Source organism: Streptomyces sp. NPDC052109 (assembly GCF_040680195.1).
Taxonomy (GTDB): domain Bacteria; phylum Actinomycetota; class Actinomycetes; order Streptomycetales; family Streptomycetaceae; genus Streptomyces.
The window spans coordinates 151,237-172,734 of record NZ_JBFAWF010000002.1 but is presented as its reverse complement, the minus strand read 5'-3'; the positions used below and the strand labels follow the sequence as shown (position 1 = coordinate 172,734).

20 protein-coding genes are annotated in these 21,498 nt (G+C 71.5%); 12 read left to right on the top strand and 8 right to left on the bottom strand.

Annotated features, from left to right (window positions below; genetic code table 11):
* Positions 1–58: 58 nt before the first annotated feature.
* A complete protein-coding gene (locus tag AB0L59_RS06295; RefSeq protein WP_365579885.1) occupies positions 59–1,507 on the top strand; it encodes an NAD(P)H-quinone dehydrogenase in 1,449 nt (482 codons plus the stop codon).
* 165 nt (positions 1,508–1,672) lie between these two features.
* The gene (locus AB0L59_RS06290; protein ID WP_365579882.1) at positions 1,673–2,608 is read left to right on the top strand and encodes a DeoR/GlpR family DNA-binding transcription regulator; all 936 of its coding nucleotides are present in this window, start codon (positions 1,673–1,675) and stop codon (positions 2,606–2,608) included.
* A gap of 195 nt (positions 2,609–2,803) precedes the next feature.
* On the opposite strand, the gene AB0L59_RS06285 is transcribed toward AB0L59_RS06290, so the two are convergent.
* Positions 2,804–4,576 carry a biotin carboxylase N-terminal domain-containing protein gene (locus tag AB0L59_RS06285; RefSeq protein ID WP_365579879.1) on the bottom strand — a complete coding sequence of 591 codons (1,773 nt, stop codon included), beginning with the start codon at positions 4,574–4,576 and terminating at the stop codon, positions 2,804–2,806.
* Positions 4,577–4,939: 363 nt separating this feature from the next.
* Here AB0L59_RS06285 and AB0L59_RS06280 point away from each other — a divergent pair, with 363 nt between their 5' ends.
* Positions 4,940–5,539 (top strand): hypothetical protein, encoded by a 600-nt coding sequence (locus AB0L59_RS06280; RefSeq protein ID WP_365579876.1) that lies wholly within the window; start codon positions 4,940–4,942, stop codon positions 5,537–5,539.
* On the opposite strand, the gene AB0L59_RS06275 is transcribed toward AB0L59_RS06280, so the two are convergent.
* The 4 genes from AB0L59_RS06275 to AB0L59_RS06260 form a co-directional block, all read right to left on the bottom strand.
* On the bottom strand, positions 5,511–6,128 hold the full coding sequence (locus tag AB0L59_RS06275; RefSeq protein ID WP_365579874.1) for a nucleoside triphosphate pyrophosphatase: 618 nt from the start codon (positions 6,126–6,128) through the stop codon (positions 5,511–5,513). The genes AB0L59_RS06280 and AB0L59_RS06275 overlap by 29 nt on opposite strands.
* Before the next feature lie 34 nt (positions 6,129–6,162).
* Entirely contained in the window at positions 6,163–6,291 is a 129-nt protein-coding gene (locus AB0L59_RS06270) for a hypothetical protein (RefSeq protein ID WP_365579871.1), read from the bottom strand.
* A gap of 87 nt (positions 6,292–6,378) precedes the next feature.
* Entirely contained in the window at positions 6,379–6,588 is a 210-nt protein-coding gene (locus AB0L59_RS06265) for an acyl-CoA carboxylase epsilon subunit (protein WP_365579869.1), read from the bottom strand.
* Between the two features lie 9 nt (positions 6,589–6,597).
* Complete coding sequence (locus AB0L59_RS06260; RefSeq protein ID WP_365579866.1) at positions 6,598–8,208, bottom strand: acyl-CoA carboxylase subunit beta; 1,611 nt, start codon at positions 8,206–8,208, stop codon at positions 6,598–6,600.
* 110 nt (positions 8,209–8,318) lie between these two features.
* On the opposite strand from AB0L59_RS06260, the gene AB0L59_RS06255 reads away from it, so the two are divergent.
* Complete coding sequence (locus tag AB0L59_RS06255; protein ID WP_365579864.1) at positions 8,319–9,179, top strand: biotin--[acetyl-CoA-carboxylase] ligase; 861 nt, start codon at positions 8,319–8,321, stop codon at positions 9,177–9,179.
* An 854-nt stretch (positions 9,180–10,033) separates the two neighbouring features.
* Positions 10,034–11,140, top strand: a complete 1,107-nt coding sequence (locus AB0L59_RS06250) for an adenylate/guanylate cyclase domain-containing protein (RefSeq protein WP_365579861.1) — start codon at positions 10,034–10,036, stop codon at positions 11,138–11,140.
* A gap of 10 nt (positions 11,141–11,150) precedes the next feature.
* Here AB0L59_RS06250 and AB0L59_RS06245 read toward each other — a convergent pair whose 3' ends face one another.
* On the bottom strand, positions 11,151–11,738 hold the full coding sequence (locus AB0L59_RS06245) for a hypothetical protein (RefSeq protein WP_365579858.1): 588 nt from the start codon (positions 11,736–11,738) through the stop codon (positions 11,151–11,153).
* Positions 11,739–11,936: 198 nt separating this feature from the next.
* Between AB0L59_RS06245 and AB0L59_RS06240 the strand changes: the two genes are divergently transcribed.
* The 3 genes from AB0L59_RS06240 (at position 11,937) to hutH (ending at position 15,658) form a co-directional block, all read left to right on the top strand.
* Positions 11,937–12,731 (top strand): enoyl-CoA hydratase-related protein, encoded by a 795-nt coding sequence (locus tag AB0L59_RS06240; protein WP_365579856.1) that lies wholly within the window; start codon positions 11,937–11,939, stop codon positions 12,729–12,731.
* A gap of 140 nt (positions 12,732–12,871) precedes the next feature.
* Positions 12,872–14,017, top strand: coding sequence for a GGDEF domain-containing protein (locus tag AB0L59_RS06235; RefSeq protein WP_365579854.1), 1,146 nt, complete (start codon positions 12,872–12,874; stop codon positions 14,015–14,017).
* A gap of 102 nt (positions 14,018–14,119) precedes the next feature.
* Positions 14,120–15,658, top strand: coding sequence for a histidine ammonia-lyase (gene hutH, locus AB0L59_RS06230; RefSeq protein ID WP_365580939.1), 1,539 nt, complete (start codon positions 14,120–14,122; stop codon positions 15,656–15,658).
* 54 nt (positions 15,659–15,712) lie between these two features.
* Here the strand turns inward: hutH and AB0L59_RS06225 are convergent, their stop codons facing one another.
* The gene (locus AB0L59_RS06225; protein ID WP_365579851.1) at positions 15,713–16,489 is read right to left on the bottom strand and encodes a hypothetical protein; all 777 of its coding nucleotides are present in this window, start codon (positions 16,487–16,489) and stop codon (positions 15,713–15,715) included.
* A 42-nt stretch (positions 16,490–16,531) separates the two neighbouring features.
* Entirely contained in the window at positions 16,532–16,870 is a 339-nt protein-coding gene (locus AB0L59_RS06220; RefSeq protein ID WP_365579848.1) for a hypothetical protein, read from the bottom strand.
* 109 nt (positions 16,871–16,979) lie between these two features.
* Here AB0L59_RS06220 and AB0L59_RS06215 point away from each other — a divergent pair, with 109 nt between their 5' ends.
* The 4 genes from AB0L59_RS06215 (at position 16,980) to AB0L59_RS06200 (ending at position 21,326) form a co-directional block, all read left to right on the top strand.
* Positions 16,980–17,324, top strand: coding sequence for a hypothetical protein (locus AB0L59_RS06215; protein WP_365579845.1), 345 nt, complete (start codon positions 16,980–16,982; stop codon positions 17,322–17,324).
* Between the two features lie 217 nt (positions 17,325–17,541).
* Positions 17,542–18,786, top strand: coding sequence for an Ig-like domain-containing protein (locus AB0L59_RS06210; RefSeq protein WP_365579842.1), 1,245 nt, complete (start codon positions 17,542–17,544; stop codon positions 18,784–18,786).
* Between the two features lie 261 nt (positions 18,787–19,047).
* Positions 19,048–20,502, top strand: a complete 1,455-nt coding sequence (locus AB0L59_RS06205) for an ABC transporter permease (RefSeq protein WP_365579839.1) — start codon at positions 19,048–19,050, stop codon at positions 20,500–20,502.
* A gap of 140 nt (positions 20,503–20,642) precedes the next feature.
* The gene (locus AB0L59_RS06200) at positions 20,643–21,326 is read left to right on the top strand and encodes an ABC transporter ATP-binding protein (protein ID WP_365579836.1); all 684 of its coding nucleotides are present in this window, start codon (positions 20,643–20,645) and stop codon (positions 21,324–21,326) included.
* Positions 21,327–21,498: the final 172 nt, after the last annotated feature.

Here is a 21,498-nt window from a genome sequence, read left to right as displayed (position 1 = left end):
GTCCCAGCCGGAGCTTCCGTGCGCCCCCGGGCAGTAGCACCTTGAAGCGTGCGGGACAATGGAGTACGTGACTCGGATCGTGATCATCGGTGGCGGACCCGGCGGATACGAAGCGGCCCTGGTGGCCGCACAGCTCGGTGCGGAGGTGACCGTCGTCGACTGCGACGGTCTGGGCGGAGCGTCGGTGCTGACCGACTGCGTGCCGTCGAAGACGCTCATCGCTACGGCCGAGGTGATGACCACCTTCGACTCGTCGTACGAAGAGCTGGGGATCATCGTCGCCGACGACACGCCGCCGCTGGAGCAGGCGGCCCGGGTGGTCGGGGTGGACCTGGGGAAGGTCAACCGCCGTGTGAAGCGGCTGGCCCTCGCGCAGTCCCACGACATCACCGCCTCCGTCACCCGCGCCGGCGCCCGGGTCATGCGCGGCCGCGGCCGGCTGGACGGCATGCAGGGCCTCGACGGGTCCCGGAAGGTCGTCGTCACCGCCGCCGACGGCACCGAGGAGACCCTCACCGCCGACGCCGTCCTCATCGCCACCGGTGGCCACCCGCGCGAGTTGCCCGACGCCCAGCCCGACGGCGAGCGCATCCTCAACTGGACCCAGGTCTACGACCTCACCGAGCTGCCGGAAGAGCTGATCGTGGTCGGCTCCGGTGTGACCGGTGCCGAGTTCGCCGGCGCCTACCAGGCGCTCGGATCCAAGGTCACCCTCGTCTCCTCCCGCGACCGCGTGCTGCCGGGTGAGGACCCGGACGCCGCCGCCGTCCTGGAGGACGTCTTCCGGCGCCGTGGCATGAACGTCATGGCCCGCTCCCGCGCGCAGTCCGCCAAGCGCGTCGGCGACCGGGTCGAGGTGACGCTGGCCGACGGCCGGGTCATCAGCGGTACCCACTGCCTGATGGCCGTCGGCGCCGTCCCGAACAGCGCGGGGCTCGGTCTGGAGGACGCCGGCGTCAAGCTGCGCGACTCGGGTCACATCTGGACCGACAAGGTGTCCAGGACGACCGCTCCCGGCGTCTACGCGGCCGGTGACGTGACCGGCGTGTTCGCCCTCGCGTCCGTCGCCGCCATGCAGGGACGTATCGCCATGTACCACTTCCTCGGCGACGCGGTGGCCCCGCTGAACCTGAAGACGGTCTCCTCGAACGTCTTCACCGACCCCGAGATCGCGACGGTCGGCTACACACAGGCGGACGTGGACGCGGGCAAGATCGACGCCCGGGTGGTGAAGCTGCCGTTGCTGCGCAACCCGCGCGCCAAGATGCAGGGCATCCGTGACGGCTTCGTCAAGATCTTCTGCCGGCCGGGCACGGGCATCGTGGTCGGCGGTGTGGTCGTGGCGCCGCGTGCCTCGGAACTGATCCACCCCATCTCGATCGCCGTCGACAACAATCTGACGGTCGAACAGATCGCGAACGCGTTCACCGTGTACCCCTCCCTTTCGGGGTCGATCGCGGAGGTGGCCCGGCAGCTGCACACCCGCAAGGCCGGCGTGGAGGTCTGACGACGGGGCCGACTTCCCGCTGGTCACGGGGAGTTGCCGCGTGTGCGTGCGGCATAGTCGGGGCGGGTAGGTCCTATACCACTTCCCGCCCTGCCATGCGAACAACTTCTGTTATTCGGCGCAAACTGCTGAAACCAGACGGTCGCTGGGGTTACTGTCAGTTTCGTGTTCGCTGCTGAACGTCGCCAATTGATCCTCGAAATGGTGCGAGCGAACGGTGCCGTGTCGCTCCGTGAGCTCGCCCGCGTCGTCCAGACCTCCGAAGTGACCGTACGGCGGGACGTGCGGGCACTGGAGGCAGAAGGACTCCTCGACCGCCGGCATGGCGGTGCGGTACTGCCGGGCGGGTTCACGCGAGAGTCCGGCTTTCCGCAGAAGTCCCATCTCGCGACCGCCGAGAAGACGGCCATCGCCGACCTCGCGGCGGGCCTCGTCGAAGAGGGCGAGGCCATCGTGGTCGGGGCCGGTACGACCACGCAGGAGCTGGCCCGCCGGCTCGCTCGGGTACCGGGCCTCACGGTGGTCACCAACTCCCTGCTCGTCGCCCAGGCGTTGGCCCATGCCAACCGGGTGGAGGTCGTGATGACGGGCGGCACCCTGCGCGGCTCCAACTACGCCCTCGTCGGCTCCGGCGCGGAGCAGTCCCTGCAGGGGCTGCGCGTGTCGAAGGCGTTCCTGTCGGGGAGCGGCCTGACGGCGGAGCGGGGTCTGTCCACGTCCAACATGCTCTCGGCGTCCGTCGACCGGGCGCTCGTCCAGGCCGCCGCCGAGGTCGTGGTCCTCGCCGACCACACCAAGCTCGGCACGGACACGATGTTCCAGACCGTGCCGACCGACCTCATCACCCGTCTGGTCACCGACGAGCCACCCGCCCACGACGACCGCGCCGCAACGGAGTTGCAGGCCCTTGCCGACCAGGGGGTGCAGATCGCCGTGACCGGGGCGGCCAACCCTCCGGGGGGTGAGCAGGCCCCGGCGCGGCGCGCTGCCCTGCCGGGGCCTAGGCGGGGCGTCCCGGGAGGCGGGCTGCGGGGGGTCCTGGGGGATCACCCGACGGGGGCTGAGCGGGGTGGACGCGTCGCAGACCTTCGCAGGCGCTGAGGGCGCCGGACCGCCGTAGGGCTGCGGGTCGTCGGGCGGTGCGGGGCGCGGTGGGTTGTTCACGCCTCCGCGGTGGTAGCCGCACGTCGAACGCAGTCCGGCGTCCCCAGGGTGTGGCGGCTCGCCTCGCTGCAAGCGGAACGCCCGGCACGCCGACCGAGGTCGGTCCACCGGGCGTCACAGGCAAGCGTGCCGTCAGTCCTTGATCTCGCAGATAGCCGCGCCCGAGGTGATGGACGCGCCGACCTCGGCGCTCAGGCCCTTGATGGTGCCCGTCTTGTGGGCGTTCAGGGGCTGTTCCATCTTCATGGCCTCCAGGACGACGACCAGGTCGCCCTCCTTGACCTCCTGGCCCTCCTCGACGGCGACCTTGACGATCGTGCCCTGCATCGGGGAGGCGAGGGTGTCGCCGGAGGCGACGGGGCCGGACTTCTTGGCCGCGCGGCGCTTCGGCTTGGCGCCGGCCGCGAGGCCTGTGCGGGCCAGGGACATGCCGAGGGAGGCCGGGAGGGAGACCTCCAGGCGCTTGCCGCCGACCTCGACGACGACCGTCTCGCGGCTCGTGTCCTCCTCCGCCTCGAGGTCGGCGGGGGCGGCGAACGGCTTGATCTCGTTGACGAACTCGGTCTCGATCCAGCGGGTGTGGACCGTGAACGGGTCCTCGCTGCCGGTGAGTTCGGGGGCGAACGCCGGGTCCCTGACCACCGCGCGGTGGAAGGGGATCGCCGTCGCCATGCCCTCGACCTGGAACTCGTCCAGGGCGCGCGCGGCCCGCTCCAGGGCCTCCTTGCGGGTACGGCCCGTCACGATCAGCTTGGCGAGGAGGGAGTCCCACGCCGGGCCGATGACCGAGCCGGACTCCACGCCCGCGTCCAGCCGGACACCGGGGCCCGACGGGGCGTCGAACCTCGTCACCGTGCCCGGGGCGGGGAGGAAGTTGCGGCCCGGGTCCTCGCCGTTGATGCGGAACTCGAAGGAGTGGCCGCGCAGCACCGGGTCGCCGTAGCCCAGCTCCTCGCCGTCGGCGATGCGGAACATCTCGCGCACGAGGTCGATGCCGGCGACCTCCTCGGTCACCGGGTGCTCGACCTGGAGGCGGGTGTTGACCTCCAGGAAGGAGATCGTGCCGTCCTGGCCGACCAGGAACTCACAGGTGCCGGCGCCCTCGTAGCCGGCCTCCTTCAGGATGGCCTTCGAGGCGCGGTACAGCTCGGCGACCTGCTCGTCGGAGAGGAACGGCGCGGGCGCCTCCTCGACCAGCTTCTGGTGGCGGCGCTGCAGGGAGCAGTCGCGGGTGGAGACGACGACCACGTTGCCGTGCTTGTCGGCCAGGCACTGGGTCTCCACGTGCCGCGGACGGTCCAGGTAGCGCTCGACGAAGCACTCGCCGCGGCCGAAGGCGGCGACCGCCTCGCGGACCGCCGAGTCGTACAGCTCGGGAACCTCTTCGAGGGTGCGGGCGACCTTCAGGCCGCGGCCACCGCCACCGAAGGCGGCCTTGATCGCGATGGGCAGGCCGTGCTCCTCGGCGAAGGCCACGACCTCCTCGGCACCGCTCACCGGGTCCGGGGTGCCGGCCACCAGCGGGGCGCCGGCGCGCTGCGCGATGTGCCGGGCGGCGACCTTGTCACCCAGGTCGCGGATGGCGTGCGGGGGCGGCCCGATCCAGATCAGCCCGGCGTCGAGCACGGCCTGCGCGAAGTCGGCGTTCTCCGAGAGGAAGCCGTAACCCGGATGGACCGCGTCCGCCCCCGACTCGCGCGCCGCGTTCAGGATCTTGTCGATGACCAGATAGCTGGTGGCCGGGGTGTCACCGCCCAGGGCGAACGCCTCATCCGCGGCGCGGACATGCAGAGCGTCCCGGTCCGGGTCGGCGTAGACGGCCACGCTCGCGATCCCGGCGTCCCGGCAGGCCCGGGCCACGCGGACAGCGATTTCGCCACGGTTGGCGATGAGCACCTTGCGCACGATTGAGGCTCCCTCCTTGAAACAAGCCGAGTTTAGGGACTGCCGACACGACACTTCGACCCGTCCCCAATGGTGAGCTTGCCCACACGGAGCGTGATTCGAGGCTCGCTCGACCCGCGAAAAGCCTTGTCGCACCTTGGTACGCAGGGCTCCTCCCGGAAACCCTAGCCCGGCCATGTGGTCAAGGTCTCTGTGAGAGCGTGCTGCGGCCCACTCTGTTTCTTTGTCGAGTCCCTACGAATGGCCCAATGATTCTTTGCTGCCGCGCGAACCCTTGTCCCGGGGTTTACCCGTTAGTAGCGTTCATGACGACTCGAACGTACCTGGGGTAACAGTCGCGGGCTTGAGAGTGGGTGGGGACCGGTGGTGCGCAGACCGGTGGCATGGGTGGTGGCGATCGTCCTTCTGGCGGAGGCGGTCTTCATCGCGGCACTGAACTGGTTCCTCGGCGTGGTCGTCGACCGCCAGGACATGTCCCTGGCCGGCCTCGACCCGTCCGTGATGGCGACGTCCTCGAAGATCGGCGGCATCGTCTTCGGCCTCTACTTCGCGCTGTGCGCGCTGGTGGCCCTCCTGGTCGCGATGCGCGACCGCGCCCCCGCCGGCTTCGGCCGCGTCCTGCTGATCAGCGTGGCGGTCGTCCACGGCCTGCTGGGCGCCTTCGCCTGGGGCCTGGTCGGCTGGACGGCGTTCCTGTTCATGGTGGTCGTGCTCGGGCTCGTCGTCCTGCTCCTGATGACCTACGACCGTGACGGCGGTCCGCGACCGGCCGCCTCCGGCGGGGCGGGGGAGGACGGGGGCCCGGAGGCCGGGGCCGAGCCCGGCTCGGCCCCGGCCGTGGCCCCGGATGCGACGGCGGCCGTGCCGGCCCCGCGTACGGCCGAGCCACGGGACGGGGGCGGGGAGCCGCCCCAGGACGCCGTGCCCGCCCGGGTCAGTCCGCCGGCGCCCACAACTCCGTGATGCCGACGCCCAGTTCGGCCAGCAGCTTGCGCACCAGGGGCAGGCTGATGCCGATCACGTTGCCGTGGTCGCCGTCGATGCCCTCGATGAACGGCGCCGACCGGCCGTCCAGGGTGAAGGCCCCGGCGACGTAGAGGGGCTCGCCGGAGGCCACGTACGCCGCGATCTCCTCGTCGCTCGGCTCACCGAAGTGGACGACGGTCGATGCGGTCGCCGAGACGTACCGCTTGGCCTCCGTGTCCCAGACGCAGTGCCCCGTCTGGAGGGTCCCGGCACGCCCGCGCATCGCCTTCCAGCGGGCGGTCGCCTCCTCGGCGTCGGCGGGCTTGCCGAGGGCCTGCCCGTCCAGCTCCAGCACCGAGTCGCAGCCGATCACCAGGGCGCCCTGCGACTCCGGCTTCGCCGCCACGACCGAGGCTTTCGCCTCGGCCAGGGCGAGCGCCAGCTCGGCCGGGGTGGGCGCGGTGACGGCGTCCTCGTCGACCCCGCTGACGATCACCTCCGGTGAGAGGCCGGCCTGCCTCAGCAGGCCCAGGCGGGCGGGGGACTGGGAGGCGAGGATCAGGCGGCGGTGTGGCTTGGCAGTCATGCGGTCAGGTTAGTCACGGCGGCGCCTGTTCGGCTCACCTCAGGCCGATGACCAGCATGGCCAGGACCATGGCCAGGGCCATGAGGAAGCCGAGCCGCCGGAGCATGTTCTGCGCTTCGCGCAGCTCTTCCGGCGGCTCGTCCTCGGGGTCCGACCACAGCATGCCCCCAGCGTGGGGCCGGGCCGATCCAGGGCGCCTGAGTACCGGTACTCAATTGGCGCCCTGTGGCGGTCCACCGGGGAGACGCCCCTAGCTCGGCCAGTAGGTGCGGGTCCAGGACACCGGGCCCGGCTTGGGGAGGTGGGCGGACGCGATTCTGCTCGGGTCGGACCACGCGTCCCTCGGGCCCTGCGCGCCGGGCGGCTGGGCTGCCGCCGCCGCGGCGCGGGCGCGGACCACCGCCAGGGCGGCGGCCAGCTCCTCCGGGGTGGGGTTGCCCCGTACGACTCTGATCGTCACAGCGGCTCCTTACAGGGGGATGTTGCCGTGCTTCTTCGGAGGCAGTGATTCCCGCTTGGTGCGCAGCTGACGCAGGCCGCGGACGATGTGGGAGCGGGTGTCGGACGGCATGATCACCGCGTCGACGTAGCCGCGCTCGGCCGCGACGTAGGGGTTGAGGAGGGTGTCCTCGTACTCCTGGATCAGCCGGGCCCGGGTGGCCTCGACGTCCTCCGCCTCGGCGATGGTGCGGCGGTGCAGGATGTTGACCGCGCCCTGGGCGCCCATGACGGCGATCTGGGCGGTCGGCCAGGCCAGATTGAGGTCGGCGCCCAGGTGCTTGGAGCCCATGACGTCGTAGGCGCCGCCGAAGGCCTTTCGGGTGATGACCGTGATGAGGGGGACGGTCGCCTCGGCGTACGCGTAGATCAGCTTGGCTCCGCGGCGGATGATGCCGTCGTGCTCCTGGTCGACACCGGGGAGGAAGCCGGGGACGTCCACGAAGGTCAGCACCGGGATGTTGAAGGCGTCGCAGGTGCGCACGAAGCGGGCGGCCTTCTCGGACGCGGTGATGTCCAGGCAGCCGGCGAACTGCATCGGCTGGTTGGCGACGACACCGACCGGGTGGCCCTCGACCCGGCCGAACCCGGTGAGGATGTTCGGCGCGAACAGGGCCTGCGTCTCGAAGAACTCGCCGTCGTCCAGGACGTGTTCGATCACCGTGTGCATGTCGTACGGCTGGTTCGCGCTGTCGGGGACGACGGCGTCCAGCTCGCGGTCCTCGTCGTTGACGGCGAGGTCCGCCTCCTCCGGGAAGACCGGCGGCTCGGAGAGGTTGTTGGACGGCAGGTACGACAGCAGCTGCTTGACGTACTCGATGGCGTCCTTCTCGTCCCCGGCCATGTGGTGCGCCACGCCGGAGGTGGAGTTGTGGGTGCGGGCGCCGCCCAGCTCCTCGAAGCCGACGTCCTCGCCGGTGACCGTCTTGATGACGTCCGGGCCGGTGATGAACATGTGCGAGGTCTGGTCGACCATGACCGTGAAGTCGGTGATGGCCGGGGAGTACACCGCGCCGCCCGCGCAGGGCCCGACGACCAGCGAGATCTGCGGGATCACCCCGGACGCGTGGGTGTTGCGGCGGAAGATCTCGCCGTACGCGCCGAGGGACGCGACACCCTCCTGGATCCGGGCGCCGCCGGAGTCGTTGATGCCGATGACCGGGCAGCCGGTCCTCAGCGCGAAGTCCATCACCTTGACGATCTTCTGGCCGTAGACCTCGCCGAGGGCACCGCCGAAGACGGTGAAGTCCTGCGAGAAGACGGCGACCGGGCGGCCGTCCACGGTCCCGTACCCGGTGACGACGCCGTCTCCGTAGGGCCGGTTCTTCTCCAGCCCGAAGTTGGTGGACCGGTGGCGGGCGAACTCGTCCAGCTCGACGAAGGAGCCCTCGTCGAGAAGGAGCTCGATGCGTTCACGCGCTGTCAGCTTGCCCTTGGCGTGCTGCTTTTCGACGGCGCGCTCCGAGCCGGCGTGCGTCGCCTCATGGATGCGGCGCTGGAGATCCGCGAGCTTCCCCGCGGTCGTGTGGATGTCGATCCCTTGGGTCTCGTGGATCTCTGGACGCTCTTCCGGCTCGGACATCGGGATGCGGCTCCCTGCCTGCTCAAAAGGGGGGACGGTTACTCATCCGTAGAGTAGTGCTGGGGATGTGGGTCGGCAGTGCGGCGTTTACCACACCTAGGGTGACTTGCATGACGCCGCACAATGCATCAGACGACAGCCGCTGGTCCGACCTGGACCGCCCGCCCCTGAACGCCACGGCACTGCGGCGCGGGCTGGTACGGGAAGGAGGTCTGTACCGCGCCGTCGAAGTGGTGCAGCGGACCGGGTCCACCAACTCCGACCTCGTCGCGCTGGCCGCCGCCGGGGACGCCGACGAAGGCGCGGTGCTGGTGGCGGAGGAGCAGACGGCGGGCAAGGGCCGGCTCGACCGCCGCTGGACCGCGCCGCCGCGCTCGGGCCTGTTCTTCTCCGTGTACCTGCGGCCCGCCGAGGTGCCGGTGGCCCGCTGGGGCTGGCTGCCGCTGCTGACGGGGGTGGCGGTGGCGACCGGCCTGGCCCGGGGGGCGGGCGTCGACACGGCACTCAAGTGGCCGAACGACCTGCTGGTGACCGTCGGCGGCGAGGAGCGCAAGGCCGGTGGCATCCTGGCCGAGCGGGCCGGGGACGACGGGGTGGTCATCGGCGTCGGCATCAATGTCACGTTGCGGGCGGAGGAGCTGCCGGTGCCGCAGGCGGGCTCGCTGGCGCTGGCCGGGGCGGTGGGCACGGACCGGGATCCGCTGCTGCGGGCGGTGCTGCGGTCGTTGGAGGAGTGGTACGGGCGGTGGCGGGGCACCGGGGGTGATCCTTCCGCCAGCGGGCTGCAGGAGGCGTATGCGGCGGGGTGCGCGACGCTGGGGCGCACGGTCCGGGCGGAGCTGCCGGGGGAGCGTTCGATCGTGGGTGAGGCGGTGGCGATCGACGGGGACGGGCGACTGGTCATCGCGACGGGGGAGGGCGTGCAGGAGCCCGTGGGGGCGGGGGACATCGTGCATCTGCGGCCTGCGTGAGGGGTCCCTGCGGGGCCTGTGCGGCCTCGGTGGGGGTGGTGCCTGTGGGGCCTGGCGTGACGGGGCCTGGTGGCTTGGGTGGGCATGGTGCGTGGGCCTGCGTGAGGGGTCCCTGTGGGGCCTGGGTGCTTCTGGGGCACGGCGTGAAGGGGTGCCTGAGGCGCTTTTGCGGGCTGGCTGGGGTGCCTGTGGTGTCTGTGTGGCCTGGGTGGGCACCGTGCGTGTGGGGCCTGGTGTGAGTGGCTGCCTGCGGCGCCTGGGAGGCCTGAGTGGGGATGGGCGCCTTTGTGACCTGAGCGCGTGTGGGGCTTGTGCGACTGGGGCCTGTGGGCGGGGGTCCCCTGCGGCGCCTGTGTGGCCCGGGGGGTGGTGGGGCATCGTGCGCGTGGGGCCTGTGGACGGGTGTGACTGGTGTGCCTGCGGCGCTGTGTGGCCTGGGTGGACACGGTGCGTGCGGGGTGGGGGTGCGTGCGGTGCGGCCTCGGTGGGGGCGGGCGTTGCGCCTGTCGTGGTCGTGGGGTCGGGGCCGCACCGGGCGTGTCCGTCCTCGGTCCGACGTGCTGTCGGCGGAGTGGTGCGCTGTGTCTACGGCGGCCCCCGCGGGCGGACACCCCCGACACGTCCTCTTCCCGCCGTGCGCGGCTGCGGCCACGTGGCGATGGCGCTGCAGCCCCGCCAGGGGCCGCGGGAACCGCGCGATCGGCCCCATGCGGCGCACGGAGGGCAAGGGTTCGAAGCGGGGGTCCGGAGGCGCAGCCCCCCCGGCCAAACCCAGCGGAGTGAGCTGGCGCACACCTGCCGTAGAGTTGAGGCCGGTCGATACCTGACCGCGACAGATCGGAAGGGCAGCAGGCGTGACCGTCGACGACACGGGCTCCGGTGCGGGCGCGGACGCCGCCGACCCCGGCGAGGACCCGCTGGCCCTGCGCCTCGAACAGCTCATCCTGGGCGCCGAGCGCCGCTACACGCCGTTCCAGGCGGCCCGCAGCGCCGGCGTCTCCATGGAGCTGGCGTCGCGGTTCTGGCGGGCGATGGGGTTCGCGGACATCGGTCAGGCCAAGGCCCTCACCGAGGCCGACGTCCTCGCCCTGCGCCGCCTCGCCGGTCTGGTCGAGGCGGGGCTGCTCAGCGAGGCCATGGCGGTACAGGTGGCCCGGTCCACCGGACAGACCACCGCCCGGTTGGCCGAGTGGCAGATGGATTCCTTCCTGGAGGGCCTGACCGAGCCGCCCGAGCCCGGCATGACCCGCACCGAGGTGACGTACCCGATCGTCGAGCTGCTCCTGCCCGAGCTGGAGGAGTTCCTGGTCTACGTGTGGCGCCGCCAGCTCGCCGCCTCGGCCGGGCGGGTCGTGCAGTCGGCCGACGACGAGGAGATGGTCGACCGGCGGCTCGCCGTCGGCTTCGCCGACCTCGTCGGGTTCACGCGGCTGACCCGCCGGATGGAGGAAGAGGAGCTGGGCGAGCTGGTCGAGGCGTTCGAGACGACCGCCGCCGACCTGGTGGCCGCGCGCGGCGGCCGGCTGATCAAGACCCTCGGCGACGAGGTGCTGTACGCGGCGGACGACGCCGGTGTCGCCGCGGACATCGCGCTGCGCCTGGTGGAGACGCTGGCGAACGACGAGACGATGCCGGAGCTGCGGGTCGGCATGGCGTTCGGCACGGTCACCACTCGTATGGGTGATGTGTTCGGCACGACGGTGAACCTGGCCTCCCGGCTGACCTCCATAGCGCCCCGGGACGCCGTGCTGGTGGACAGCGCCTTCGCCGAGGAGCTGATCCGCACCGGCGAGGCGCCCGCCTCCGAGGCGGAGGCGGCCGAGGCCGCGGCGGCCGCCGAGAAGGAGGGCGAGGAGCCGCCGGTGTACCGGTTCGCGCTGCAGCCGATGTGGCAGCGCCCGGTCCGTGGGCTCGGTGTGGTCGAGCCCTGGCTGCTGGCCCGCCGCGACAGCCAGGCGTAGACGCGTCTCCTCAGCGGACGTCCACGCACAGGCCTAGCACCGGTACGCACAGCCCGCCCGGCCCCGGTGCCGCCGTGCTGTGGCTGGGCGTCGGCGTGCTGGGGGGCGGCTGGGCGGTCGAGGGCGCCGGGCGGGGGGCGGAGGCCGTCGCCGTGGGCCGCGGTGGGGTGCCCGACGTGGCGGCCGGACCCGTGGGGAGGGCGGTCGCGGTCGGTACGGCGGTGCCGTCCGCCGGTGCCCCGGTCGGGGCCGGACCGGTGGCTGTGGCCGTGGGTGTCGGGGCGAGGCTTCTGCCGCCCATGACGGAGGTCGCCGAGGGCAGTGCGGTGGGGTCGGCGGAGACCGTGGCGGAGGTGTTCGACGCGTGGTCCGTGGCGCCGTCGTCCGCGCCGACACGCGGGTCGGCCTCCGCCGTGCCCGGGGCGCCGACCCCCGACTCCGGCGCGACCCGCACCAGGCTGAGCACCCCCGCCGTCAGGGCGAGACCGCCCGCGGCGAGCAGGGCCTTGCGAGGGCGCGGCTTGCGGTGCCGTCCGCGCCGTAGGACGGATGCATGCGTCACACCGGCACCCGCGGCCTCGCCCGTTATCGGTGTCATGGTTCCCCTCCCCGCCGCGCGCCCCGGGCGCGCCGTGGCGGACGCACGCTATGCGTTCCTGTGGGTGATGTGGGCTGAGACGGCCGGGATGTCACTCGAACGGGCGTAGCCCCCCAGGCTTTTCCGGGGTCGGGTGGGGCTGCGATGATCGGGCCGACAGTGCGTTAACCCGCGTTAACACGTGAGCCGGAGGGTGTCATGAGCGAGGAGCGGTTCGGGGAGTTCGTGCTGGTGCGGCGGCACGGGCATGTCGCGGAGCTGGTCATGGACCGGCCCAAGGCCATGAACGCCGTCTCGACGGAGATGGCCCGTTCACTCTCCGCCGCGTGCGCGGCGCTGGCCGCCGACCGGGACGCGCGGGTGGTGGTGCTGACCTCGTCCCACGAGCGGGCGTTCTGCGTCGGCGCGGACCTGAAGGAGCGGAACTCCTTCAGCGACGCGGATCTGCTGCGGCAGCGGCCGGTGACCCGGGGGGCGTACACCGGGGTGCTGGAGCTGCCGATGCCGACCATCGCGGCGGTGCACGGGTTCGCGCTGGGTGGCGGTTTCGAGCTGGCCCTGTCCTGCGACCTGATCGTGGCCGACCGTACGGCGGTGGTGGGGCTGCCGGAGGTGTCCGTGGGGGTGATCCCCGGGGGCGGCGGTACGCAGCTGCTGCCGCGGCGGGTCGGGGCGGCGCGCGCGGCCGAGCTGATCTTCTCCGCGCGGCGGGTGGAGGCGGCGGAGGCGGCCGGGCTGGGGCTGGTGGACCGGCTGGTGGAGGAGGGCCGGGACCGCGAGGAGGCGCTGGCGCTGGGGGCCGCCATGGCCGGCAACTCTCCGGTCGGTCTGCGGGCGGCCAAGCGCGCGCTGCGCCTGGGGCACGGGCTCGATCTGCGAGCGGGCCTCGAGGTCGAGGACGCCGCCTGGCGCTCGGTGGCCTTCTCGGGCGACCGTGCGGAGGGAGTGGCGGCCTTCAACGAGAAGCGCAAGCCGGAGTGGCCGGGCGAATAGCGGGCAACCCGTCCCCACCCGCACCCGCACCCGCACCCGGTGAAGGCCGCAGCCCCGGGCTCGCAGGTGGACGGACCAGAGCCCCACCTGATCGCGTCGCCAATGTCCCGAATCGCCCAAATCCTCCCTAACCTGGAGTAATGGCTGAGGACAAGCGGCTCGCCGCAGTCGTCGCCCTGGCGCAGGGCATGGCGGCGGCACAGACTCCGCGGGGCACGTGGCTGGCCGCCGCGTTCGGCGCCTGCCGTGCGCTCGACGGCAGTTTCGCCGCGCTGTCGGTGTGGGAGCGGGAGCTGGGCCGGCTGCGGGTCCTCGTGAACGTGGGGGACAGGCGCCCGGACGAGGAGGAGTTCCCCGAGGCCGAGGCCTACCCGGTGCACCAGTTCCCCGAGATCACCGAGTTCCTGCACGAGCGGTGGGCCGGTGGCGGAGGGCCCACCGCGTGGGTGGAGACCGCCGAGGGGACGGCGGCCGGCACCCCGGGCTACTTCCATCAGCGGGTCGCCGCCCTGCGCCGTCGCGGCCGGGGTTGCTGTGTGGTCGCGCCGGTCCTTCTGCACGGCCGGGCCTGGGGCGAGTTGTACGTCGCCCGTGCCGTCAAGGCCCCCGTGTTCGACCGGGCCGACGCCGACTTCGCCACCGTGCTGGCCGCGGTCGTGGCCGCCGGACTCGCGCAGACCGAGCGGCTGGAGGAGGCCCGCCGGCTCGCGTACACCGACGCCCTCACCGGACTCGCCAACCGCCGGGCCGTGGACGTACGCCTGGAGGAGGCCGTCGAGCGGCATCGGGCGGACGGCGTGGTCGTCAGCCTCGTCGTCTGCGATCTCAACGGGCTGAAGCGGGTCAACGACACCCTCGGGCACGCCGTCGGCGACCGCCTGCTGGAGCGCTTCGGCTCGGTGCTGTCGCTGTGCGGCGCGATGGTGCCGGGCGCGCTGGTCGCGCGGCTCGGCGGGGACGAGTTCTGTCTGCTGGCCGTCGGGCCGCCCGCCGACGACGTGGTCAAGGCGGCCGATGAACTGTGCCGCAGGGCCGGGGAGTTGGAGCAGGGAGAAGGCGTGGCGTGCGGGGTCGCCTCGACCGAGGACCCGATCGGGGAGGTGCACGACGCGCGGCGGCTGTTCCGGCTCGCCGACGCCGCCCAGTACCGGGCCAAGGCCCTGCGCGCCGAACGGCCGGTGGTGGCGGGCCGGGAGGGGCCGCAGGACCCGGTGGTCCGGCTGGCCGACGAGCCGCCGCACCTGGCACCGGCCGAGCGGCGCCGGTTCCGCGGGCGCCGGGCGTGAGCCCCCGTCCGTGAGGCGAAGCCCACACGGATCGGTAAGGGTCGCTCCCGTTCCCCACTAGTGACATCCCCGCATTCAATGCGTACGCTCCTGAATATGGATATGCACACTGTGGTGGTGGGGACGTCCGGTGTCACGGCGTCCGACGTTCTCGCCGTGGCGCGCGGCGGTGCCCGCGTCGAGCTGTCGGCCCAGGCGGTCACGGCCCTCGCGGCGGCCCGCGAGATCGTGGACGCGCTGGCGGCCAAGCCGGACCCGGTCTACGGCGTCTCCACCGGCTTCGGCGCCCTGGCGACCCGGCACATCAGCCAGGAACTCCGTGCCCAGCTGCAGCGCAACATCGTCCGCTCGCACGCCGCCGGCATGGGCCCGCGGGTGGAGCGCGAGGTCGTACGGGCCCTGATGTTCCTGCGGCTCAAGACCGTCTGCTCCGGGCACACCGGGGTGCGGCCCGAGGTCGCGCAGACCATGGCCGACGTGCTGAACGCAGGGATCACCCCGGTGGTGCACGAGTACGGCTCCCTCGGCTGCTCCGGAGACCTGGCCCCGCTGTCGCACTGCGCCCTGGCCCTCATGGGCGAGGGCGAGGCCGAGGGCCCCGACGGGGTCGTACGGCCCGCCGGCGAGCTGCTCGCCGCGCACGGGATCGAGCCGGTCGAGCTGCGCGAGAAGGAGGGCCTGGCCCTCCTCAACGGGACCGACGGCATGCTCGGCATGCTGATCATGGCCCTCGCCGACCTCGACACCCTCTACAAGTCCGCCGACATCACCGCCGCCCTCAGCCTGGAGGCGCTGCTCGGCACGGACAAGGTGCTCGCCCCCGAACTGCACGCGATCCGCCCGCACCCGGGCCAGGGCGCCTCCGCCGCCAACATGCTGGCCGTGCTGAAGGGTTCGCAGCTCACCGGGCACCACCAGGACGACGCCCCGCGTGTCCAGGACGCCTACTCCGTGCGCTGCGCCCCGCAGGTCGCCGGTGCCGGCCGGGACACCATGGCGCACGCCCGCCTGGTCGCCGAGCGCGAGCTGGCCTCCGCCGTCGACAACCCGGTCGTTCTGCCCGACGGCCGCGTGGAGTCCAACGGCAACTTCCACGGCGCGCCCGTGGCCTATGTGCTGGACTTCCTCGCCGTCGCCGCCGCCGACCTCGGCTCCATCGCCGAGCGCCGCACCGACCGGCTGCTCGACAAGAACCGCAGCCACGGTCTGCCGCCGTTCCTCGCGGACGACGCCGGCGTGGACTCCGGCCTGATGATCGCTCAGTACACGCAGGCCGCCCTGGTCAGCGAGATGAAGCGGCTCGCCGTACCGGCTTCCGCGGACTCCATCCCGTCCTCCGCCATGCAGGAGGACCACGTGTCCATGGGCTGGTCGGCCGCGCGCAAGCTGCGCACCGCCGTCGGCAACCTCACCCGGATCATCGCGATCGAGCTGTACGCGGCGACCCGCGCCGTCGAGCTGCGCGAGGGCCTCGCCCCCGCGCCCGCCTCGCAGGCCGTCATCGACGCCGTGCGCGCCGCCGGTGTGCAGGGCCCCGGCCCGGACCGGTTCCTGGCGCCCGACCTGGCCGCCGCCGAGGCGTTCGTGCGCGCCGGTCACCTCGTCACCGCGGCGGAAACGGTCACCGGCCCGCTGCAGTAACGTCACCGCACGACAGACGGGCCCTGCCGCAGTGCAGGGCCCCCTGTCGCGGTGTCACTTCAGCTTGGCCTGCTGCGCCTTGACGACCTCGGGCGACACCGTGTACGCCGTCTTGGCCATCATCGCGCCCAGGTTCGAGGTGAAGTAGACCGACAGGGTGTTGCCGAGCCGGACGACCTCGGCGTGGACCGGTGCCGCGTCGCCGTCGTCCGAGTCCATGGTCGCGGTGAACGCCACCGACCCGTCGCCGGTGCCCGTCGCCCTCTCCTCGGCGACCTTGGTGAACTGCACCTTCGACCCCGCCTGCCGCGCGGAGAAGCCGCCCGCGCAGGCCTTCACGGCGGCGGAGACCGACGTGACGGCCTTCTCGGCGCCGTCCCCGTCGTACGAGGCCAGGGTGACCGTGGTGACGTCCCGGTCCAGGGACTTGCGCATCGTCTCCTCGAACTTCTTCTCGTCGAGGTCGTCCAGCGAGGTCGGCTTGGCCGAGGGGGTCTTCTTCTGGTTCTCCATGGCCAGCCGGTCGGTCGTGGCCGCCGCGTCTCCCGGCGGGAGCGCGCTCATCACGCGGGCCAGCGGCCGGCAGGGCGCGCTGTCGGTGGTGATGGCCCGGGCCCGGGTGGCCGGCACCGGCTCCACCTTGTATCCGGGCAGCTCGCCCTGAGCGATGATCAGCTTCTTCAAGTCAGCGGCGCTCAGCGCCTTCGCGGCGGTACCGGGGTTCTTCGAGCCCCCGTCGGAACCGTCGTCGGAACAGCCCGTGACAAGGGCGAGCGACAGTGCACCCAGAACCGCGCCGGCGCACAGCCGTACTCCCGATGATCTCTTCATGGCCGAACTATGTGCGGCCCGTCAAAGAAGCGTCAAGGGAAATTAAAAGCCCATGCGTTCGCGGCGTACCGAATACACCACGAAACCGGCACCCACACCGAGGAAGAGGGTGCCGACGACGACGTACGGCGTGGTGTCGGGGCTGCCGGTGTCGGCGAGTCGGGTGTCGTCCGCCGCCTCCTGCGCGGTCTCGGCGGTCGCCTGTGACACCGCCCTGGCCTGCTGGCTGACCTGCGAGGCGGTGGACCGGGACACGCTCCCTCTCGCCGTGGAGTCCGCCGGGGAGTCCTGCGAGGCCTTCGCGGACGGGACGAACCACAGGGCGCACAGCAGGGTGCCCGCGGCGGTGGCGGTCAGCAGCGGGCGGCGAGCGGATGACACGGAATATCGATCCCCTTGTGACGCTGGCGAATTGGCCGTGGGGAGCGATGTTAGTGAAAGTCGCGGGTCACGGGAAAGTCACGGGAGGTTTCAGTCGTACGCTCGCGCCATGAACGCTGAAGAGACATCACGTTTTGTACGGCTTCGTGTGGAGCTGGTCCTCGAGGTGCAGGACGAGGGCGAGGTGACCAAGGCCGCGCTGCGCCGGCTCGCCGCGGACTCGGAGCTGCCGGCGACGGAGCGGACCCAGGCCGAGACGGCTGTGACGGAAGACACCGCGGAGGCCCTCGCGTATCTCGTGGACCCGTTCGACCTCGTCAGCGAGGTGCCCGGGGTGGAGCTCCAGCAGGCGTCCTGGTCGAGCGAGCGGATCGAGTACGACCCCGACTCGCCCGACTGGGAACTGGACCAGGATGATGAGGAGGACGACGAGGAAGAGGGCGGCATCGGCTGAGCGTCGCGGGGCACTCCGACCCCGGACGGCAACCGCCGTCCGGGGTTTCGTCGTCCCGGGGGACGCACGGACCGACTCCCGCACCCAGGCGCACCGCGGACGTGGTGTGCCCCACAGATCCACATCATGTGGAACGGGACGGCGCGGCCGTAGCGTTGAAGGTTCCTGCGGGGGCACTCGGGGTTTTGGCGACTCGGCAACGATGGAGAAGCGTGTGATGACGGACAGCAAGCGGCGCAAGGGTCTGATGGCCGCGTCCGCCCTGCTCGGTGGTGTCCTGGCCCTCACGGGCTGTTCCGGCGGCAACGCCAAGTCGTCCGGCGGCGGCGACAGCTCGCAGGCCCAGGCCGACGCGGCGGCGGCGAAGAAGTCCTCCGAGGCACAGATCGCGATCACCCCGAAGGACGGCTCCGACAACGCGTCGATCAACAACTCCGGAGCCGTCACCGTCAGCAAGGGCACTCTCACCGGCGTCACCATGACCACCGAGAGCGGCACGGCCGTCGCCGGTCAGCTCTCCGCCGACAAGAAGAGCTGGAAGCCCAGCACCCAGCTGGAGCGCTCGACCACCTACAAGATCGCCGCGGCGGCCAAGGACTCCCAGGGCCGGATAGCCCACGAGAACGCCTCCTTCACCACGGTCTCGCCGGCCAACAGCTTCATCGGCACCTTCACCCCGGACGACGGCTCCACGGTCGGTGTCGGCATGCCGGTCTCGATCAACTTCGACAAGGCGATCACCAACAAGGCGGCCGTGCAGAAGGGCATCACGGTCACCTCCAGCAGCGGCCAGGAGGTCGTCTGCCACTGGTTCAACGCCAACCGCATGGACTGCCGCCCCGAGCAGTACTGGAAGGAGGGCTCCACCGTCACCCTGAAGCTGGCGCTCGACGGGGTCGAGGGCGCGCCCGGTCTCCACGGCGTCCAGCAGAAGACGGTCACCTTCCACATCGGCCGCAACCAGGTCTCGTACGTCGACGCGAAGACCAAGCAGATGAAGGTCACGCAGGACGGCAAGGTCGTCAAGACCATCCCGATCTCCGCCGGCTCCCCCGAGCACACCACGTACGAGGGGCAGATGGTCATCTCCGAGAAGTTCACCCAGACCCGGATGAACGGCGCGACGGTCGGCTTCAAGGACTCCGACGGCAAGGGCGAGTACGACATCAAGGACGTGCCGCACGCCATGCGCCTGACCAGCTCCGGCACCTTCATCCACGGCAACTACTGGGGCGCGCCCTCCGTCTTCGGCAGCGTCAACACCAGCCACGGCTGTGTGGGCCTGCAGGACGTCAAGGGCGCGGGTGACCCGAACACGCCGGCCGCGTGGTTCTACGGCCACTCCCTGATCGGTGACGTGGTCGTCGTCCAGAACACCGGCGACAAGACGGTCGCCCCGGACAACGGCCTCAACGGCTGGAACATGGACTGGGCCCAGTGGAAGGCCGGTTCGCAGGTCTGAGGCCCACTGGTCCCGAGCGGACAGGTACGCCACGCCTGACAGTGCCCGTTGCCCCTGGAGGCAACGGGCACTGTCATTTTCCTGCGCGAGTGGAATCCGTTTCTGACCAATGTGTGATGATTCGGGTCGTCGGGCACTTGCCGGCGGAGGCCGCCGACCACATCGGCTGCCTGACGGGCTGCAAGGCAGACCACAGCCTTCTCATGGATCTCTTATGCCGGGCTTAGGGTGCCGTCACGGTCCGTCCCTAGCTTGCGGGCCATGTTCTTCACCTACCTGAGGCGCGAACTGCGCCGCCGCAGAAAGGCGGCCCTCGTCGTCGCCTCCGGCCTCGCGCTGGGCATCGCGCTGGTCATCGTGGTCAACTCCGTGTCGAGCGGCATGGGGAAGGCCCAGGACAAGGTCCTGCAGTCGCTGTACGGCCTGGGCACGGACATGACCGTCACCAAGGCGCAGACGCCGAGCGGAAGCAGCTCGCAGCGGCCCCGTTTCCAGTTCGACGCCCGGGGCAACGACGACAAGTCCTCCCAGAGCAGCGACCGGGTCATGGTGCAGGGCTTCACCACCCTGGCTTCCTCGACCGTCGACAAGGTCGCGGGCCAGAAGGGCGTCTCGCAGGCCGTCGGCGGGCTCAGCCTCAACATCTTCCGGGTCAACGGCCAGTTCACCCGGGGCCAGTTCCAGCAGAGCGGGGGCGGCGGCGGATTCCGGCGCGGCGGCGCGGGCGGTCAGCCGCAGGGCGAGGTGAGGGGCGGCGGCGCCAACTTCGACATCAACCAGTACACGGTCTACGGCACCGACGTCACGCACACCGCGCTCGGCCCGCTGACCTCGTCGAAGATCACCAGCGGCCGTACCTTCAAGACGACCGAGACGAACGCCAAGGTGGCGGTCGTGGACTCGGCGTACGCCAAGGAGAAGAAGTACGAGGTCGGTTCGACCGTCACCGTCAAGGGCACCAAGTTCACGGTGATCGGCATCGCCACCGCCGACAGCGGGGACGCGGCGGCCAACCTGTACGTCCCGCTGCAGCAGGCGCAGTCCCTCGCGGACGAGAAGAACAAGGTCACTACGATCTACGTCAAGGCGACCGACTCCCAGCAGATCGACTCCGTCAAGGGCGTCATCCAGAAGAACGTCTCCGGTACGACGGTCACCACCTCCTCCGACCTCGCCAAGACGGTCTCCGGATCCCTGTCCACCGCCTCGTCCCTCGCCACCAAGGTCGGCAAGTGGCTGTCCATCGCGGTGCTGGTGGCCGCGTTCCTGGTCGCGGGCCTGCTGACCTCCTCCGCGGTCTCCCGCCGCGTCCGCGAGTTCGGCACGCTCAAGGCGCTGGGCTGGAAGTCGGGCCGGGTGACGCGCCAGGTGGTCGGCGAAGCGGTCGTCAACGGCCTGGTCGGCGGCGTCCTGGGCATCGCCCTGGGCCTCGCGGGCGCGTACGCCGTCACCGCCGTCAGCCCGACCCTGCAGGCCCAGCTGGGCGGGAGCGGCGGGGGCGGCGGGGGCGGCGGCTTCGGCGGGGGCGGCGGCTTCGGTGGGCCCGGTCGCCGGGCGGCCAAGTCCCTGGAGGTGGCCCTGACGGCACCGGTCAGCGTGACGACGATCGCCCTGGCGGTGGGCCTGGCGGTGGCCGGCGGGCTCATCGCCGGCGCGTTCGGCGGCTGGCGTGCGTCGCGGCTCCGCCCGGCGGACGCGCTGAGGCGGGTGGAGTAGCTGCGCCTTCAGACGGGGGCCTGGTCCGACCAAGGGGCGCGCGGCCGCAGCGACATGCGGCTCCGCCGCGTGGGCGCGCCGGGCCCCCACAGACCGTGAGCCGGCAACGAACGCGCAACCACCCACATCCGGGAGCCACCATGTACGAACTCAGAAACGTCACCAAGCGCTACACCCGCGGCAAGGACACCGTCCACGCCCTCGACGGAGTGGACCTCACCATCTCCGACGGGGACAGGCTCGTCATCCAGGGCCCCACCGGCGGCGGAAAGTCCACCCTCCTCCAGATGCTCGGCGGCCTGGACCGGCCCACCTCGGGCGAAGTCGTCCTGGACGGCACGGATCTGGCCCAGCTCAGTGAAGCCCGGCTGACCAAGGTCCGCAGCGAGAACATCGGCTTCGTCTTCCAGTCCTTCAACCTCATCCCCACCCTCACCGCCCAGGAGAACGTGGAGACGGCCCTCGTCCCCCTCGGCATCAAGGCCAAGGAACGCCGCGAACTCGCGGCCGAGGCACTGAAGTCCGTCGGCCTCGGCGAACGCCTCGGGCACCTCCCCGGCGAAATGTCCGGAGGGCAGCAGCAGCGCGTCGCGATCGCCCGGGCCGTCGTGAAGAAGCCCAAGGTGCTGCTCGCCGACGAACCGACCGGCAACCTCGACGAGGGCATGCGGGACGAGATCATGGACGTACTGGAACGCCTGTGGAAGGAACACGGGTTGACCTTCATCATGGTCACCCACGACTCCGCGATCGCGAAGAAGGCGCCGCGCCTCGCCACCATCCGCAAGGGAAGGATCACGGTGAAGGAGAACGCCGGCGCCTGACGCCGTGTAACAGCCGTCCGGCCACGACGTAACAGTTTTCCTTCATCATTTCTTACCGTCCTCTCGCCTGTTGAGCCGTCTGAGCACCCCCCGGCATACTGCGTGGCCCGGGGGGTGGCGTGCATGTGTGCGAGACCACCCCCCGGCCGGGTGAACGGGGAATTCGCCCGGT

Coding starts and splice junctions, on each gene's coding strand:
- AB0L59_RS06295 (WP_365579885.1), top strand. CDS start 59: ATGGAGTACGTGACTCGGATCGTGATCATCGGTGGCGGACCCGGCGGA.
- AB0L59_RS06275 (WP_365579874.1), bottom strand. CDS start 6,128: ATGACTGCCAAGCCACACCGCCGCCTGATCCTCGCCTCCCAGTCCCCC.
- AB0L59_RS06270 (WP_365579871.1), bottom strand. CDS start 6,291: ATGCTGTGGTCGGACCCCGAGGACGAGCCGCCGGAAGAGCTGCGCGAA.
- AB0L59_RS06260 (WP_365579866.1), bottom strand. CDS start 8,208: ATGTCCGAGCCGGAAGAGCGTCCAGAGATCCACGAGACCCAAGGGATC.
- AB0L59_RS06255 (WP_365579864.1), top strand. CDS start 8,319: ATGACGCCGCACAATGCATCAGACGACAGCCGCTGGTCCGACCTGGAC.
- AB0L59_RS06245 (WP_365579858.1), bottom strand. CDS start 11,738: ATGACACCGATAACGGGCGAGGCCGCGGGTGCCGGTGTGACGCATGCA.
- AB0L59_RS06240 (WP_365579856.1), top strand. CDS start 11,937: ATGAGCGAGGAGCGGTTCGGGGAGTTCGTGCTGGTGCGGCGGCACGGG.
- AB0L59_RS06235 (WP_365579854.1), top strand. CDS start 12,872: ATGGCTGAGGACAAGCGGCTCGCCGCAGTCGTCGCCCTGGCGCAGGGC.
- hutH (WP_365580939.1), top strand. CDS start 14,120: ATGCACACTGTGGTGGTGGGGACGTCCGGTGTCACGGCGTCCGACGTT.
- AB0L59_RS06225 (WP_365579851.1), bottom strand. CDS start 16,489: ATGAAGAGATCATCGGGAGTACGGCTGTGCGCCGGCGCGGTTCTGGGT.
- AB0L59_RS06215 (WP_365579845.1), top strand. CDS start 16,980: ATGAACGCTGAAGAGACATCACGTTTTGTACGGCTTCGTGTGGAGCTG.
- AB0L59_RS06210 (WP_365579842.1), top strand. CDS start 17,542: ATGACGGACAGCAAGCGGCGCAAGGGTCTGATGGCCGCGTCCGCCCTG.
- AB0L59_RS06205 (WP_365579839.1), top strand. CDS start 19,048: ATGTTCTTCACCTACCTGAGGCGCGAACTGCGCCGCCGCAGAAAGGCG.
- AB0L59_RS06200 (WP_365579836.1), top strand. CDS start 20,643: ATGTACGAACTCAGAAACGTCACCAAGCGCTACACCCGCGGCAAGGAC.